This window comes from Actinomadura sp. SCN-SB (assembly GCF_043906805.1).
Taxonomy (GTDB): domain Bacteria; phylum Actinomycetota; class Actinomycetes; order Streptosporangiales; family Streptosporangiaceae; genus Spirillospora.
This window is the reverse complement of record NZ_JBIMPP010000032.1, coordinates 71,840-87,177: the sequence shown is the minus strand read 5'-3', so window position 1 is coordinate 87,177 and position 15,338 is coordinate 71,840. Positions and strand designations below refer to the sequence as shown.

At 72.3% G+C, this 15,338-nt stretch carries 18 protein-coding genes; 13 read left to right on the top strand and 5 right to left on the bottom strand.

What is annotated here, in order from left to right:
- Positions 1-118: 118 nt before the first annotated feature.
- Entirely contained in the window at positions 119-913 is a 795-nt protein-coding gene (locus ACGWYJ_RS21385; protein WP_395107982.1) for an SAM-dependent methyltransferase, read from the bottom strand.
- A 135-nt stretch (positions 914-1,048) separates the two neighbouring features.
- Here ACGWYJ_RS21385 and ACGWYJ_RS21380 point away from each other — a divergent pair, with 135 nt between their 5' ends.
- The 10 genes from ACGWYJ_RS21380 (at position 1,049) to hpnH (ending at position 11,308) form a co-directional block, all read left to right on the top strand.
- Positions 1,049-1,231: a helix-turn-helix domain-containing protein gene (locus tag ACGWYJ_RS21380; protein ID WP_395107981.1), complete on the top strand. Its 183-nt coding sequence runs from the start codon at positions 1,049-1,051 to the stop codon at positions 1,229-1,231.
- A gap of 31 nt (positions 1,232-1,262) precedes the next feature.
- Positions 1,263-1,751: a GNAT family N-acetyltransferase gene (locus ACGWYJ_RS21375; RefSeq protein WP_395107980.1), complete on the top strand. Its 489-nt coding sequence runs from the start codon at positions 1,263-1,265 to the stop codon at positions 1,749-1,751.
- A complete protein-coding gene (locus ACGWYJ_RS21370; protein WP_395107979.1) occupies positions 1,744-2,670 on the top strand; it encodes a phosphotransferase family protein in 927 nt (308 codons plus the stop codon). Before ACGWYJ_RS21375 ends, ACGWYJ_RS21370 begins: the two co-directional genes overlap by 8 nt.
- A 211-nt stretch (positions 2,671-2,881) precedes the next feature.
- Positions 2,882-3,739, top strand: coding sequence for a squalene synthase HpnC (hpnC, locus tag ACGWYJ_RS21365; protein WP_395107978.1), 858 nt, complete (start codon positions 2,882-2,884; stop codon positions 3,737-3,739).
- A 3-nt stretch (positions 3,740-3,742) separates the two neighbouring features.
- Positions 3,743-4,600, top strand: a complete 858-nt coding sequence (gene hpnD, locus ACGWYJ_RS21360; RefSeq protein WP_395107977.1) for a presqualene diphosphate synthase HpnD — start codon at positions 3,743-3,745, stop codon at positions 4,598-4,600.
- On the top strand, positions 4,597-5,940 hold the full coding sequence (gene hpnE, locus ACGWYJ_RS21355; RefSeq protein WP_395107976.1) for a hydroxysqualene dehydroxylase HpnE: 1,344 nt from the start codon (positions 4,597-4,599) through the stop codon (positions 5,938-5,940). The genes hpnD and hpnE overlap by 4 nt, the downstream gene beginning before the upstream one ends.
- Positions 5,937-6,947: a polyprenyl synthetase family protein gene (locus tag ACGWYJ_RS21350; protein WP_395107975.1), complete on the top strand. Its 1,011-nt coding sequence runs from the start codon at positions 5,937-5,939 to the stop codon at positions 6,945-6,947. Before hpnE ends, ACGWYJ_RS21350 begins: the two co-directional genes overlap by 4 nt.
- Positions 6,948-6,999: 52 nt before the next feature.
- Positions 7,000-8,871: a squalene--hopene cyclase gene (shc, locus tag ACGWYJ_RS21345; protein ID WP_395107974.1), complete on the top strand. Its 1,872-nt coding sequence runs from the start codon at positions 7,000-7,002 to the stop codon at positions 8,869-8,871.
- Entirely contained in the window at positions 8,868-10,307 is a 1,440-nt protein-coding gene (gene ispH, locus ACGWYJ_RS21340; protein WP_395107973.1) for a 4-hydroxy-3-methylbut-2-enyl diphosphate reductase, read from the top strand. Before shc ends, ispH begins: the two co-directional genes overlap by 4 nt.
- Positions 10,307-11,308 (top strand): adenosyl-hopene transferase HpnH, encoded by a 1,002-nt coding sequence (hpnH, locus tag ACGWYJ_RS21335; RefSeq protein ID WP_395107971.1) that lies wholly within the window; start codon positions 10,307-10,309, stop codon positions 11,306-11,308. Before ispH ends, hpnH begins: the two co-directional genes overlap by 1 nt.
- A 484-nt stretch (positions 11,309-11,792) precedes the next feature.
- Here the strand turns inward: hpnH and ACGWYJ_RS21330 are convergent, their stop codons facing one another.
- The 4 genes from ACGWYJ_RS21330 to ACGWYJ_RS21315 form a co-directional block, all read right to left on the bottom strand.
- Positions 11,793-11,942 (bottom strand): hypothetical protein, encoded by a 150-nt coding sequence (locus tag ACGWYJ_RS21330; protein ID WP_395107970.1) that lies wholly within the window; start codon positions 11,940-11,942, stop codon positions 11,793-11,795.
- Between the two features lie 2 nt (positions 11,943-11,944).
- The gene (locus ACGWYJ_RS21325; protein WP_395107969.1) at positions 11,945-12,391 is read right to left on the bottom strand and encodes a methyltransferase domain-containing protein; all 447 of its coding nucleotides are present in this window, start codon (positions 12,389-12,391) and stop codon (positions 11,945-11,947) included.
- A gap of 145 nt (positions 12,392-12,536) precedes the next feature.
- Positions 12,537-13,001 carry a hypothetical protein gene (locus ACGWYJ_RS21320; protein ID WP_395107968.1) on the bottom strand — a complete coding sequence of 155 codons (465 nt, stop codon included), beginning with the start codon at positions 12,999-13,001 and terminating at the stop codon, positions 12,537-12,539.
- A complete protein-coding gene (locus ACGWYJ_RS21315) occupies positions 12,974-13,267 on the bottom strand; it encodes an ATP-binding protein (protein WP_395107967.1) in 294 nt (97 codons plus the stop codon). Before ACGWYJ_RS21315 ends, ACGWYJ_RS21320 begins: the two co-directional genes overlap by 28 nt.
- 235 nt (positions 13,268-13,502) lie before the next feature.
- On the opposite strand from ACGWYJ_RS21315, the gene ACGWYJ_RS21310 reads away from it, so the two are divergent.
- The 3 genes from ACGWYJ_RS21310 (at position 13,503) to ACGWYJ_RS21300 (ending at position 15,309) form a co-directional block, all read left to right on the top strand.
- Positions 13,503-14,336 carry a DUF5753 domain-containing protein gene (locus ACGWYJ_RS21310; protein ID WP_395107966.1) on the top strand — a complete coding sequence of 278 codons (834 nt, stop codon included), beginning with the start codon at positions 13,503-13,505 and terminating at the stop codon, positions 14,334-14,336.
- Positions 14,317-14,511, top strand: coding sequence for a DUF397 domain-containing protein (locus tag ACGWYJ_RS21305; RefSeq protein ID WP_395107965.1), 195 nt, complete (start codon positions 14,317-14,319; stop codon positions 14,509-14,511). The genes ACGWYJ_RS21310 and ACGWYJ_RS21305 overlap by 20 nt, the downstream gene beginning before the upstream one ends.
- Positions 14,512-14,667: 156 nt before the next feature.
- Entirely contained in the window at positions 14,668-15,309 is a 642-nt protein-coding gene (locus ACGWYJ_RS21300; RefSeq protein WP_395107963.1) for an FkbM family methyltransferase, read from the top strand.
- Positions 15,310-15,338 lie beyond the last annotated feature (29 nt).

The window sequence follows — 15,338 nt, the reverse complement described above, 5'->3', positions numbered from 1 at the left end:
GTCACGGCGGCGGGGACGGGGTGCGCGGCGGCGATCGACGCCGAACGCTGGCTCCAGGACCAGGACGACCAGAACGCCCTGAACTGAGCGCCCCGGACCAGACCGACGGATCGACCGTTCAGGGTTTGCGGCCGACCCCCGCCAGCAGCCATCCGGTGGGAGGGTGGGACGGGACGCCGGAAGGGCGCCAGTCCGGCGGGGGCACCAGGCCCGGTTCGAGCAGGTCGAGCCCGGTGAAGAAGCGCGACACCCGCTCCCGGCCCCGCATCGAGACGGGGATCCCGATCTCGTCGGCGGTGCGCCGGTAGCGGGCCGCGCGGTCGGCGGGCTGCTCGTCCCCGCTCAGGTCGCAGTACACCAGATGGCTGCCGGGCGCCATGGCCTCGCGGTAGCCCGCGACGATCCGGTCCGGGTCGTCCTCGTCGTGCACGAGGTGCAGCACCGCGACCATCAGCACGCCGACCGGGCGGTCCAGGTCGAGCCGCGCGGCGACGTCGGGATGGCCGAGGACGGCCGCGGGGTCGCGGACGTCCACCTGCGCCGCGGTCGCCATGGCCGGCCGCAGGGCCAGGAAGTGGGTGACCGCGACGGCGTCGACGTCGGTGTAGACGACCTGGGCCCGCGGATCCCGCGCGTGGACGATGTCGTGCACGTTGTGCCTGCCGGGCATCCCGCAGCCGAGGTCGAGGAACTGCCGGACGCCCGCGTCCAGCAGCGCCTCCAGCGCGCGGGTGCGGAAGCGGTGCAGCTCGGGCAGCAGGTAGCGGGTCTCGTCGAACGCCTCCACCAGCGTCTTCGCGGCGGCGCGGTCGGCGGCGTAGTTGTCCTTGCCGCCGAGGGCGTAGTCGCACAGGCGCGCGTCGTTGACCCTGCTGGCGTCCACATCGCGCGGCAGCCGGGAGGATGTCCCCATCGCACTCTCCGATCCTCGGCGGACGGCGCAAGCGCGCGGCTTCCGGAAACCCCGACCGTAGCACCACGAGGCGCGCCGCACGGCCCGCGTCACAGGATCGGACGGCCACCGGGATCGCCCGGCGGCCGGCCCGACGTGCTCTCCGGCTCCTCGCACCGGCTCACCCGGATCCAGTCCTTCGTACGCGACGAGATCGTCCGGGTGCTCGGCCGTCCGGGCGTCTCCATGCGCGGCGCCGCCGAGGAGCTGGGGACGAGCCGCGCCACCCTCTACCGCAGAATCGCCGCCTATGGGATCCGCGTCCCGCGCGGGCGCTGACCCGCCGAGGGAATTGGTCTACTCTGCGGGCATGTCAGCTCAGGGGACCGTCGTCCTGCGGCCGGCGACGGCGGCGGACGCGGAGGCCGTCGCGGGCATCTGGCGGCAGGGATGGCGCGACGCCCACTTGGGGAACGTGCCCGGCGCGCTGGCCGACGCGCGCACGCCCGAGTCGTTCTCCACGCGGGCGGCCGAGCGTGCCGGCGACACCGTGGTCGCGGTCGCCGGCGACGAGGTCGCCGGGTTCGTGATGGTGTCCGGCGACGAGGTCGAGCAGGTCTACGTCGCGGCGCACCACCGCGGGACGGCGGTGGCGACCGTGCTCCTGGCGGAGGCCGAGCGGCTGGTCCGCGAGCACGGTCACGGGGAGGCATGGCTCGCCGTCGTGGCCGGCAACGGGCGGGCGCGGCGGTTCTACGAACGGCAGGGCTGGACGGACGACGGTCCGTTCGACTACCAGGCGTCGGGGCCGTCCGGGCCGATCGCCGTCCCGTCCCGCCGCTACGTCAAGCGTGTCTGAGCGGATCGCCTGGTGGGCGGCCCCGGGCGAGGTACGGCGGGACGTGGAGGCGCTGCTGGGCGGCCGTGTCGTGGAGGCGGTCACCCAGCCCGGCGGGTACTCGCCGGGCGTCGCGGCACGGCTGCGCCTCGCCGACGGCCGCCGGGCCTTCGTGAAGTCGGCGGGGCCGCTGCCCAACCCGGACACGCCGGAGCTGCACCGCGCCGAGGCCAGGGTCGCGGCCGTGCTGCCGGAGACGGCGCCCGTTCCGCGGCTGCTGGGCTCCTTCGACCGGGACGGCTGGGTCACCCTCGTCTTCGAGGACGTGGACGGCCGTCAGCCGCGGCTCCCCTGGGACACCGGTGAGCTGCGCCGCGTCCTGGACGCCCTGACCGCCCTCGCCGAGGCCATGACCCCCAGCCCGATCGAGGTCCCGCCCGTCGCCGAACGGTTCGGCGGGGCCTTCCGCGGCTGGACCGAGCTGGCCACCCGGGACGACCTCACCGGACTCGACGACTGGGCGCGCCGCCACCTCGACCGCCTGGCCGCGCTGGAGAGCGCGTGGGGTGAGGCGGCGGCCGGCCGGACGCTCGCCCACGCCGACGTCCGCGCCGACAACCTCCTGCTCACCCCCGACCGCGTCGTGGTGGTGGACTGGCCGTGGGCGTGCCTGGCCGCGCCCTGGTTCGACCTGCTGGCGATGCTACCCAGTGTCCGGCTGGCCGGCGGCCCGCCGCCGGAGGAGCCGTTCGCCTCACACCCGTCCGCGCGCGGCGCGGACGCCGACGCGGTGACCGCCGTCGTCGCCGCCGTGGCGGGCTACCTGGTGCGGCAGGGCAGCCTGCCGTCGCCCCCCGGGCTGCCGACGGTGCGCGCCTTCCAGAGGGCGCAGGGCGAGATCGTGCTGGACTGGCTGCGCGCCCGCACCGGCTGGCGCTGACACCCGGCCGGACCGTTTTGCCGTTCCGTGGCGTAAGGCCGCTGTCCGTGCGCGAAACACCTCCACCGCGCGCCTGCGGTTTTCCCGAATAGGGAGATCCGGTTGAAAGGCGAACGGACATGAATCATGCGGAGAGTGACCGGCCCGTCAGCCGCCCGTTCGCCGGTGCCGGCCTCTTCGCGCCGACGGCTCCGCGACCCGAAGGGAAGACATGTCCGCCGATGTGCGGTCGTGGGATCCGGCAGCGGGACCACGGTCACTGGACGCGTTCGTGCGCCGGGAGAACTTCCCGGTCGCCTCGCGCCTGCTGCCGGTCCGCCGCCGCGGTCATCTGCTCGCCGTGTACCGGTTCGCCCGGTTCGTGGACGACATCGGGGACCGCGCGCCGCCGCACGAGCGCCTCGCGTACCTCGACGCGGTGGAGGAGGACCTGCGCCGCCTCTACTCCGGCGGCATGCCCAAGCTTCCGCCGGTCCTCTCGCTCGCCGACGCGGTCCACGTGCACGGGATACCGTCCCGGCCGTTCGAGCGGCTGATCCAGGCCAACCGCCAGGACCAGGTCGTCTCCCGCTACGAGACCTTCGACGAGCTGCAGGAGTACTGCGTCCTGTCCGCCGAGCCGGTCGGGCACATCGTGCTGTACCTGTTCGGCGCGGCCACCCCCGACCGGTTCGACCTCTCCGACCGGATCTGCACCGCGCTGCAGATCATCGAGCACTGCCAGGACGTCGGCGAGGACCACCGGCGCGGGCGGGTCTACCTGCCGCAGGAGGACCTGCGGCGGTTCGGCTGCACCGACCGGGACCTGTCGGGCCCGGTGACGCCCACGCGGCTGCGCGGCGTCCTCGCCTTGCAGGCGCGGCGGGCCCGGCGGCTGCTGGACGAGGGGGCGCCGCTGGCCGGGCTGCTCCCGGGGCTCGCGCGGCTCGCCGTCGCCGGGTACGTCGCCGGCGGCCGCGCCGCCCTGGCGGCCCTGGAGAGGCGGCGTTACGACGTCCTGTGCGACACACCGCGTCCCGCCCGCGTTCGGCTCGCGGCCGAGTGGGCACGGGCGCTCAAGGGGAGTTGATCAGTGGAACCGTCCGCCGCGTACCGACACTGCGAGCAGGTGGTCCGTTCACGGGCCCGCAACTTCTCCTACGGGATCAGGCTGCTGCCTTCGCCGAAGCGGCGGGCGCTGAGCGCGGTGTACGCGCTGGCGCGGCGCGTCGACGACTACGGCGACGACGAGCACGCGCCCGCCGAGGAGCGCCTGGCCGCGCTGACGTCCCTGCGCAAGGACATCAGCGACCTGGACGACCGGCCGGACGACCCGGTCCTGGTCGCGATGGCCGACGCGGCACGGCGCTTCCCGATCCCCATCGAGGCGTTCGGCGAGCTCATCGACGGCTGCGAGGCCGACGTGCGCGGCACCGCCTACGAGACCTTCGACGACCTGCTGTCCTACTGCCGCTGCGTCGCCGGGACGATCGGGCGGCTGTCCCTCGGCGTCTTCGGCACCGGCGACCCGCGCGCCGCCGTGCCCCTCGCCGACGCGCTCGGCGTCGCGCTGCAGCTCACCAACGTCCTGCGGGACGTGCGGGAGGACGCGGGCAACGGCCGCGTCTACCTGCCCGCCGAGGACCTGGACCGCTTCGGGTGCTCGCTCACGCTGGACGAGACCGGCCGGTTCACCGACCCGCCGGACCGCCTCGGCGAGCTGGTGCGGTTCCAGGTGGAGCGGGCGCGGCGGTGGTACGACACCGGGTCGCGGCTGCTGCCGCTGCTCGACCGGCGCAGCGCCGCGTGCGCCGCCGCGATGTCGGGCATCTACCGGCGGCTGCTGGACCGGATCGCCGCCGACCCCGTCGCGTCGCTGGCCACGCGCACGTCGCTGCCGTCGTGGGAGAAGGCGTCCGTGGCCGTCCGGTCGCTGGGGAGGGCGCGGTGAGCCCCGACACCCATGTGGCGATCATCGGCGGCGGGCTGGCCGGGATCAGCGCCGCGCTGGCCCTCCAGGAGGCCGGGCTGCGCACGACCGTCTACGAGGCGCGTCCCCGGCTGGGCGGCGCGACCTGCTCGTTCCGCCGCGGGGACCTGACCGTCGACAACGGCCAGCACGTGTTCCTGCGCTGCTGCTCGGCGTACCAGGGCCTGCTCCGCCGGCTGGGGGCGGCCGACCGCGTCGCCATCCAGCCCCGCTTCGACGTCACCGTCCTCTCCCCAAAGTCAGGAGGAGGGCGCGGCACGGGACGGCTGCGCCGCGCACGGCTCCCCGGCCCCTTCCATCTGCTGCCCGCGCTCGCCGGGTACGCGCTGCTGTCGCCGATGGAACGGATGCGCGCGGTCCGCGCCTCGCGCGCCCTCGACCGGCTGGACCTGGACGATCCCGCGCTGGACGGTGTCGCCATGGGCCGGTGGCTGGCGGCCCACGGCCAGCGCCGGTGGCCGCGCCAGGCGCTCTGGGACCTGTTCATCACCTCGGCGCTCAACATCGGCGTGGAGGAGGCCGCGCTCGGGTCCGCCGCCATGGTGTGCCGCACCGCGCTGCTGGGCCGGGCCGACGCCGCCGACATCGGCATCGCGTCCGTGCCGCTCGGCGAGCTGCACGGCACGCTCGCGGCCGACCGCGTCCGGCGGAGCGGCGGCGAGGTACGGCTGCGCGCCAAGGTGGAGGCGATCGAGCCCGGCCCCAAGATCGTCGTGGACGGGGAGCGGGCCGCCGCGGACGCCGTCGTGGTCGCGGTGCCGCACCGGGCCGCGGCGGCGCTCGTCCCCGCCGAGGCGTGCCCCGACCGCGCGCACTGGGCCGGCCTGGGCTCCAGCCCCATCGTCAACGTGCACGTCGTCTACGACCGGCCGGTGACCCGCCTGCCGTTCGCCGCGGCCGTGGGCTCGCCGGTCCAATGGGTGTTCGACCGCACCGCGGTGAGCGGCCTGGAGTCCGGCCAGCACCTGGCGGTGTCGGTGTCGGCGGCCGACCGGTGGATCGGCATGCCCACCGCGAGGATCCGGGACGTGTTCACCGGCGCGCTGGAGCGGCTGTTCCCCGCCGCCGGGCAGGCCGGGATCACCGACTTCTTCGTCACCAGGGAACGCCATGCGACGTTCCGCCAGAGCCCGGGGAGCGGCGCGCTGCGTCCCGCCGCCACCACCCGGCTGCCAGGGATCTTTCTCGCCGGCGCGTGGACCGACACGGGCTGGCCCGACACGATGGAGGGTGCCGTGCGCAGCGGTCTGACCGCCGCCCGCCTCGTCCGGCGCCACCTGGAAGGGGTGAGCCGCCGATGACCAGCGTTCCCGTCGCGATCTCCGAGGGCCGCGCGCTCGTCGACGAGGCCATGCGCGCCGCCGTCGACCGGCTGGACCCGCTGACCCGGCGGGTCGGCGCCTACCACCTGGGCTGGATCGACACCGACGGACGTCCCGCCGAGGGCGGCGGCAAGGCGCTGCGGCCCGCGCTGTCGCTGCTGTCGGCCCGCGCCGCGGGCGCGGCGCCCGAGGCGGCGCTGCCCGGCGCGGTCGCCGTCGAGCTGGTGCACGCCTTCTCGCTGCTGCACGACGACATCATGGACGGCGACCGCACGCGGCGGCACCGGCCCGCCGCGTGGACCGTCTTCGGCTCCTCGGCCGCCATCCTCGGCGGCGACGCGCTGCTGTCGCTGGCCGCCGAGCTGCTGCTGGACGAGCAGACCCGCGGGGCGCACTGGGCGGCCCGCTGCCTGACCGCCGCCACCCGCAGGCTCATCGCGGGCCAGGCGCTCGACCTGGACTTCGAGGACCGCACCGACGTCTCGCTCGACGAGGTCCTGACGATGTCGTCCGACAAGACCGCGGCGCTGCTGGCCTGCTCCTGCGCGGTCGGCGCGATGCTCGGCGAGGGGCCGCCCGCGCTGATCAGCGAGCTGACCGCGTTCGGGTCCGAGCTGGGCGTGGCCTTCCAGCTGATGGACGACATCCTCGGCATCTGGGGGAGCCCGCGGGTCACCGGCAAGCCCGTCCTCTCGGACCTGCGGGCGCGCAAGAAGTCCCTGCCCGTGGTCTCCGCGCTCACCGCCGGCACCGCCGCGTCCGCCCGCCTGGCGGACCTGTACGCGCGGCCGGAGCAGCACTCCGAGGCCGAGCTGCGCGAGATGGCCCGGCTCATCGAGGAGGCGGGCGGGCGCGCCTGGGCCGAGGCCGAGGCCGCGCAGCGCCTGGCGCAGGCGGAACGGCACCTCAAGGACGCGGAGATGAAGGACGAGGTCCGCGCCGAGTTCCTGGACATCGCCCGCTTCGTCCTCGCCCGCGACCACTGACCCGTCCTCGCGACCCTCACCACCGCAGGCCACGACCGGAACGGATGACCGGATGACGACGATCGACGCTCCCTCGCTCACCGCCGAGGCGGAGGCCGCCCTGCGGGGCGCCCGCGAGCACCTGCTCGGCCTCCAGTCCGAGCAGGGCTGGTGGAAGGCCGAGCTGGAGACCAACGTGACCATGGACGCCGAGGACCTGCTGCTGCGCGAGTTCCTCGGCATCCGCACCCCCGAGGACACCGCGGACACCGCCCGCTGGATCCGCTCCCAGCAGCGCGCCGAGGGCACCTGGGCCACCTTCCACGACGGCCCGCCCGACCTGTCCACGACGGTCGAGGCGTACGTCGCGCTGCGGCTGGCCGGGGACGCCGCGGACGCGCCGCACATGCGCCAGGCCGCCGAGTACGTCAGGGGCGCGGGCGGCGTCGAGGGCACCCGGGTGTTCACGCGGATCTGGCTGGCGATGTTCGGGCTGTGGTCGTGGGACGAGCTGCCGGTCATGCCGCCCGAGATGATGTACCTGCCGCGCTGGTTCCCGCTGAACGTCTACGACTGGGCGTGCTGGGCCCGGCAGACGATCGTCCCGCTGACCGTCGTGGGGTCGCTGCGTCCCGTCCGGGCCCTGCCGTTCGGCCTTCCGGAGCTGCGCACCGGGCGGCGCCCGCGGCCCGCGCGGGACGCCTGGGGGCGGGCGTTCAACGGCCTCGACCGCCTGCTGCACGTGTACCAGCGGCGGCCGGTGCGCCCGCTGCGGACCGCCGCGCTGCGCCGCGCCGCCGAGTGGATCGTCGCGCGGCAGGAGGCCGACGGGTGCTGGGGCGGGATCCAGCCGCCCTGGGTCTACTCGCTGATCGCCCTCAACCTGCTCGGCTACGACCTCGGCCACCCGGTGATGAGACGCGGCATCGAGGGCCTGGAGAGGTTCACGATCCGCGACGAGCGGGGCCGCAGGCTGGAGGCGTGCCAGTCACCCGTCTGGGACACGGTGCTGGCCGTCAACGCCCTCGCCGACGCGGGACTGCCCGCCGGCCATCCCGCGCTGACGCGCGCCGCCGGGTGGCTCCTGGACGAGGAGATCCGGGGACCGGGGGACTGGTCGGTGCGCCGCCCCGGCCTTCCGCCCGGCGGCTGGGCGTTCGAGTTCGACAACGACCTCTACCCCGACACCGACGACACCGCCGAGGCGATCCTGGCGTTGCGGCGCGTGGACCGTCCCGATGTCCGCCCGGCCATCGACCGCGCCGTGCGCTGGCTGACCGGCATGGCCTCACGCGACGGAGGCTTCGGCGCCTTCGACGCCGACAACACCAGGACGCTGTGCACCAAGCTGCCGTTCTGCGACTTCGGCGCGGTGATCGACCCGCCCTCCGCCGACGTGACCGCGCACGTCGCCGAGGCGCTGGCCGCCGAGGGCATGGCGAACACGGACGTGGTCAGGCGCGCCGTGGTGTGGCTGCTGAGGGCCCAGGAGGAGGACGGCTCGTGGTTCGGCCGGTGGGGCGCCAACCACGTCTACGGGACCGGTGCCGTGGTGCCGGCGCTGGTCGCCGCCGGGGTGCGCCCGGACGGCCCGCCGATCCGCCGGGCCGTCGCCTGGCTGGAGGCCCACCAGAACCTGGACGGCGGCTGGGGCGAGGATCTGCGCTCCTACGACGACCCCGCGTGGGTCGGGCGGGGCGTGTCCACCGCGTCCCAGACGGCCTGGGCGCTGCTGGCCCTGCTCGCCGCCGGTGAACGGTCGTCCCCGGCGGTGGAGAGGGGCGTCCGGTGGCTCGTCGAGACCCAGCGTCCCGACGGGACCTGGGACGAGGACCACTTCACCGGCACCGGCTTCCCCGGCGACTTCTACATCAACTACCACCTCTACCGGCTCGTCTTCCCGGTGAGCGCGCTAGGACGCTACCTCCGGGAGGCGCGGAGGTGACGCGGCTGGTGGTGTGCGCGGCCCGGTTCGCCGAGGCGCGGGACGTGGCACACCCCGGGCTGCGGGTGCTGAGGACCGGCGCCGGGCTGTCCCGGGCACGGGCGGTCGCCGGGTGCCTTCCCGACTTCGACGCGCTGGCGGTGGCGGGCTTCGCCGAGGCGCTGGACCCGCGCCTCGAACCGGGCAGCGTGCTGGTCGCGACCGAGGTCCGCGGCGCGCACGAGACCGTCTCCTGCCCCTCGGCCGAACTGCTCGAGGGGCTGCTGAGGCGCACCGGCGTCCCCGTTCACCGCGGCCCGCTGCTCACCGTGGACCGCAGCGTGTCCCCGGCGGCGCGCGAGGCGCTGGCCCGCACGGGGGCTCTGGCGTTCGACACCGAGTCGGCCCCGCTCGCCGCCGCCGCGGCGGGCCGTCCCAGCGCGGTGGTCCGCGTGATCGCAGGCCCCGAGGGGGAGTCCCCGCGCACGCTTCACGCGCTGGGTCCCGCCCTGGCCAAGTGGGGCGCCGCCGTGGGGCCGCGGCGCGTGCTGCTCGCCGGTCCGCGCTCGTTCTGCGCGGGCGTGGAACGGGCCATCGAGATCGTGGAACGCGCGCTGGACCTGCACGGCCCGCCCGTGTACGTGCGCAAGCAGATCGTCCACAACGTCCACGTCGTCGACGACCTGCGGCGGCGCGGTGCCGTCTTCGTCGACGAGCTGGACGAGGTGCCCGCCGGGTCCGTCGTCATCTTCTCCGCGCACGGCGTCGCGCCCGCCGTCCGCGCCGAGGCCGACCGCGCCGGGCACCGCGTCGTCGACGCCACCTGCCCGCTGGTCGCCAAGGTGCACGCGGAGACCCGGCGGTTCGCGGCGCGCGGCGACCTGGTCGCGCTCATCGGCCACGCCGGGCACGAGGAGACCGAGGGCACGCTCGGCGAGGCGCCCGGCTCCACCGTGCTCGTCGAGACGCCCGAGGACGTGGCCGCGCTGCCGGCCGGCCGCCCGGTGGCCTATCTGATGCAGACCACCCTCGCCGCCGACGAGGCCGGTGAGATCGCCACGGCCATCACCCGCCGCTTCCCCGACGCCCAGGGCCCGGCCACCGACGACATCTGCTACGCCACCACCAACCGGCAGCGCGCCGTCACCGCGGTCGCCGGGGACGCCGACCTGGTCGTGGTGGTCGGCTCCGCCAACTCCTCCAACTCCCGCCGCCTGGTCGAGGTCGCCGAGCGCGGCGGCACACCGGCCGTCCTCGTCGACGGCCCCGCCGACCTTCCCCTGGAACGGCTCGACGGCACCCGCGTCATCGGCCTCACCGCCGGCGCCTCCGCGCCCCACGACATGATCGACGGCGTCGTGGACTGCCTGCGCGGCCTGGGGCCCGTCCAGGTCGAGGAACGCACCGTCGCCGTGGAGACCACCGAGTTCACCCTTCCCAAGGAGATACGTCCCTGATGGCCATGCCACTGCGCCAGAGCCTGCGCATCGGAAGCCACATCCTGCGCAACAAGCTGCGGGGACGGGACAAGTTCCCGCTCCTGCTCGAACTGGAGCCGCTGTTCGCCTGCAACCTCAAGTGCGCCGGCTGCGGGAAGATCGAGCACCCCGCCGACGTCCTCAAGCGCCGCATGCCGGTCGAGCAGGCGGTCGCCGCCATCAAGGAGTGCGGCGCGCCGATGGTCTCCATCGCCGGCGGCGAGCCGCTCATGCACCCGCAGATCGGCGAGATGGTCGCCGAGCTGGTCAAGATGCGCGTGTACGTGTTCCTGTGCACCAACGCCGTGCTGATCCCCAGGAAGCTCGACCAGTTCACGCCGTCGCCGTACTTCGCCTGGACCGTCCACATCGACGGCCTGCGCGAGCGCCACGACGCCTCGGTGTGCAAGGACGGCGTGTTCGACCAGGCGGTCGCCGCCGTCCGGGAATGCCGCCGCCGTGGCTTCCGCGTCACCACCAACACCACGTTCTTCAACACCGACACCCCGCAGACCGTCATCGAGGTGCTCGACTACCTCAACGACGACCTGGAGGTCGACGAGATGATGGTCTCGCCCGGCTACGCCTACGAGAAGGCGCCCGACCAGGAGCACTTCCTCGGCGTCCAGGAGACCCGCGAGCTGTTCCGCAAAGCCTTCTCCGGCGGCAACCGCAAGCGCTGGCGCCTCAACCACTCGCCCCTCTTCCTCGACTTCCTGGAAGGCAAGGTCGACTTTCCCTGCACCGCCTGGGCGATCCCGTCCTATTCACTCTTCGGCTGGCAGCGCCCCTGCTACCTCATGGCGGACGGCTATGCCCAGAGCTACCGCGAGCTTCTGGAGGACACCGACTGGGACTCCTACGGCCGGGGCCGCGACCCGCGCTGCGCGAACTGCATGGCGCACTGCGGCTACGAGCCCACGGCCGTCTTCAGCACCCTGGGCTCCCTGAAACAGTCTCTGCGTGCCCTCCGCGCTTGATCAGACCGCAAATGCACCTTTTGCGCGAGACCGGCAATCGGCCGGGGAGCAGGTCGCGGTCAGGGTGATACGGGACGGCCACGACACCGTCCGCGAACGGTCCGATCGCGAGCTCAAGGCGATGGACATGGTCCGCAGGCCGCGGGCATGGCGGAGTGGTGGCCGCCGCCGCTGAGGACGAGGAGCGGCCCTGGCTCGCCATGGATGACGTGCACGGGCTCACGCTGCGGCAGCACGCCGAAGACCGCGGCACGCCAAGATGACTTCTAGGGAGCTCGTCCAGGAGACTTAGTGCCCGTTCCTCATCCGATGATCTCGTTGGCGGTACGGGGATCGCTCCCGCAGGAACGTTGCCGACCTTGTTCACTTGTTTTGACTGGTTGTGGAGATGCGCCCTTCGGAGACCAGCCGGAACCGGCTGGCCGAGGCGGTCCCGCAACGGTGCCGCAGCGAGGCGGGGACGTCAGCTCGTCAGACTTGCCGTTCAGAAAGGGCGGTGGGCCAGGAGGAACACGAACGAATCATTGAACTCCAGCACCGGCCCGGCGTGACGGCGGTCGATCTCGGTGATCCCGGCTGCAAGTTCGGCGTCGGTGACCTTGGTCAGCACCGACATCCACCGGTCGGCGACCATGGTCAGCCATCTTTTTTGGCGATGGCCAGCTGGAAGGACGCGGTGCTCACCTCGGCGCGGAGGCCGTGACGCGCGAGTTGCCGGGCGATGCCGTCAGGGTCGGCCGGACGCCGCTGGTACCGCTCCAGCGCGGCCTCGAACAGCGGATACTCCAGGACCGGTGCCAGCATGACCAGCAGCAGCCGACCGCCAGGCGCCACCAAACCGGCGAGCGTCCGCAATGCGGCATGCTCGTCGGCGGCGTGATGCAGCACTTCCTTGGCCAGAACGACGTCGAACCGTTCATGCGGCAAGGACACTGCGCCGGTGGCCAGGTCCTCCAGTGAAGCGCGCACCGGCAGCATGCCGTGCCCGTCCGGGACCTGGGCGAGCATCGCAGCCGAGGGATCAACGCACACCACGCTCCCGCATGTTCGGCGAGCACCCGCGAGTAAAGACCGGTTCCACAACCGACGTCGATCCCGCGGTCACCGGTGCGCGGGCGAAGCCGACCGGTGATGCAGCCGCTCATCCACGCGACGAACGCGGGGCTGTAGGCCCAGTTCTCCTCGAACCGGGCCGCCAGCCGCTCGTAGTGGCCCGCCGCGTCACCGGTCACCTCCGTGGCGTGATTCGCGGCTTGACCGGGGTTCCGATGCCGCCGGCCAGGTCGGCGCGGAAGGCGTCCATCACCTCGTCGGGGTCGGCGGCCGGGTCGGCTGACGGCACCTGGGCCTGGACGGCGGGGATCTTCGCGGCCTCGGCGGCGAGCCAGTCTCCGGCGGCGCTCACCCGCTCGTCCATGGTGAAGATGCCCTCTGCGGCGCGGACGTGGTAGGGCAACCAGTCGATGGCCAGGCGGCGGGCGACCCAGTCCACCACTGAGCGTACACGCGGAAGGTCAGGATCGTCGGTATGGCCGTTGGGCACGAAAGACAGATCCAATCCCTGATGGACCAGGTCCAGCAGCCCCGACGTCATCGACGGCAACCGGGCCATCACCGGCCTCACCATGACAACCACACCCGCCATCACCAAGGCCACCCCGCTCATCAGGGCTTGAGGCAAGCCCAGACCCATTTGCCTCCGCTGGGATCGGTGGTGTAGCCGCAACTGCTGGCGAGCGTCTCGATGATCCCGAGCCCCCAGCCGCCGTTGTCGTCCCAGCGTTCGGGGACGAGGTCAAGATCGTCGAGCGTGCACGCGGTCGGCGCTCTGGGGGTAGGGACGCGGTGGGACGAGTCCCAGACGGCGAGGAGGACCTCTCCACCTTCCCGGCTCAGCCGGTACTTGATCTGTTTTCCTGGGGTCTCGTTGATCGCGTTGTTGATCATTTCGGATGCCACGAGGAACGCGTCGTCCGAGATGTGAGTATCGCCCCATTTGTGAAGTCGGGCATTTGTAAGTGTTCGGGCGAGACCGGCGGCTGCCGTCGACGCCAACATGGTGATAATTAGACAATCCCGACTAATCACTATCGCACCTTCCTCCTCCGCTACTTCTTTGTTTTCCTCTCCTAACTGTGAGTGATCGGACCTACACTCGCCTGTACAAGAGAAAATTCAAAACACGGGAGCTTCAATGCCGAAGGTCCGCCCCCCGGTCGACCCGACACTCTCGCTCTGGCACTTCCTGGCCTACTACCTGCGCTTCTTTCGCGAGAAAGAAGGTCTTTCACTCGCCCAGTGGGGCAACATCATCGGGCTTACGCGCGCCAGCGTTTGCAACCAGGAAGCGATGCGTCAGCGACTCCACCTCAGTCACGCCAAGGTCCTCGACCACCACTTCGAGACGGGACGGCTCTTCGAACTGCTCCTATGGTTCGCCCGGATGGCGCACAACCCGAACTGGTTCCGCCAGTTCACCCAGTACGAGCAGAAGGCCGCCTCCCTCAAGGTCCATCACATCGGGGTGATCCCGTTGGCGCTCCAGACGGACGACTACACCCGGGCCTGCGTCCGAGAAAGCAACATCAAGGATCTCGACGTCGAGCAGGAGTCCCGCCTCCAGCGTAAGCGTGGCATCGTAGACCGCGAGGACCCGCCATACCTTTGGGTGGTGATCGGGGAAGGTGCGCTGGCCCAAGCGGTCGGTGGCCCCGAGGTCATGCGAGCCCAGCTACAGCACCTCTACGAGATGTCCGAGCGACCGAACATCAGCCTCCGCGTCCTGCCCTTCGAAGCTGGCGCCAACCCCGGGGTCGACGGAAACTTCCAGGTCATCAGCCTGGACAAGCGCGACATCGCCTACGTGGGCGCTCAAAAGGGCGGTCGCCTGATCGAAGACCCGAACGAAGTTAGCGAGCTTGCGTTTATGTTCGATCGCATAGGCGCTAAGGCCGCCTCTGAGGCCGACTCTCGGGCTCTGATCAAGCGGTGGTTGGAGGAGCACTCACATGAAGGTGCAGTGGCGTAAAAGTACCCACAGCGGAGGTGTCAACGACTCGGCATGCGTTGAGGTTGCCGGTCTGGCTGGCGCTGTGGGGATCAGGGACTCCAAGGACCCTGACGGCGATCGGCTCGCGGTGAGCGGAGCCGCGTTCGGTGCGCTGGTCGAGAAGATCAAGACGGGTAGCCTCGACAGGCCGTAACAGGACCCCGTTGGAGGCGCGGCGGGCGGTAGGACAGCCCGTCGCGCCTCGGTGTTGATGGAGGAGGCCGGTACGACCTGCCGCGTCCTTGACTTGCCGCGTCCTCGACCAGGCCGGGTGACTCGCGTCGTGGCCGGGTTGGCTTAGGTTGGCGGTGTGGCTGGGGACGACTCTGATGACTACGCGTTGGTCGCCTACGGCGGGAACGCCGAGGACGTTGTGTTGATGCGGGCGTTCGCGGGACGACGCGGCGGGTTCTTCGTGGACGTCGGCGCCGGGAATCCGGTGCGCGGGTCGTTGACCAAGAACCTCGTCGAGCGGCTCGGCTGGCGTGGAATCAACATCGAGCCGCTGCCGGAGCGCTACGAACTGCTGCGCGACGCCCGTCCCGGCGATGTCACACTGCGGCTGGCGATCAGTGACCGTTCCGGCACGGCGTCCTTCTTCCGGATCGTCCCCGGGCCGGGCAAGACCGGCGGTGGTGGGCTCAGCACCCTGGACCGCGATGTACTCGCCGTCCACGTGGCGGACGGTTGGAGGTACGAGGAGATCCAGGTCCAGACCGTTCCGCTGCAAACCGTCCTGAGCGAGCACGCCGAGCCGGGCTTCGACCTGCTGAAGGTGGACGTCGAAGGTGCCGAGGCGGCCGTGCTCGCCTCGGCGGACCTGGCGTGGTGGCGTCCACGGGCGATCGTGGTGGAGGCGACGTTCCTGCTGACCTCCCGGCCCCCCTGCCACAAGGACGGGAAGCCGGGCGACCTCGGGGCCGGATATCCACGGACGTTGCGGCACCCGTAACCTGCACATGCGTTGCCCCAAAAGGAGGC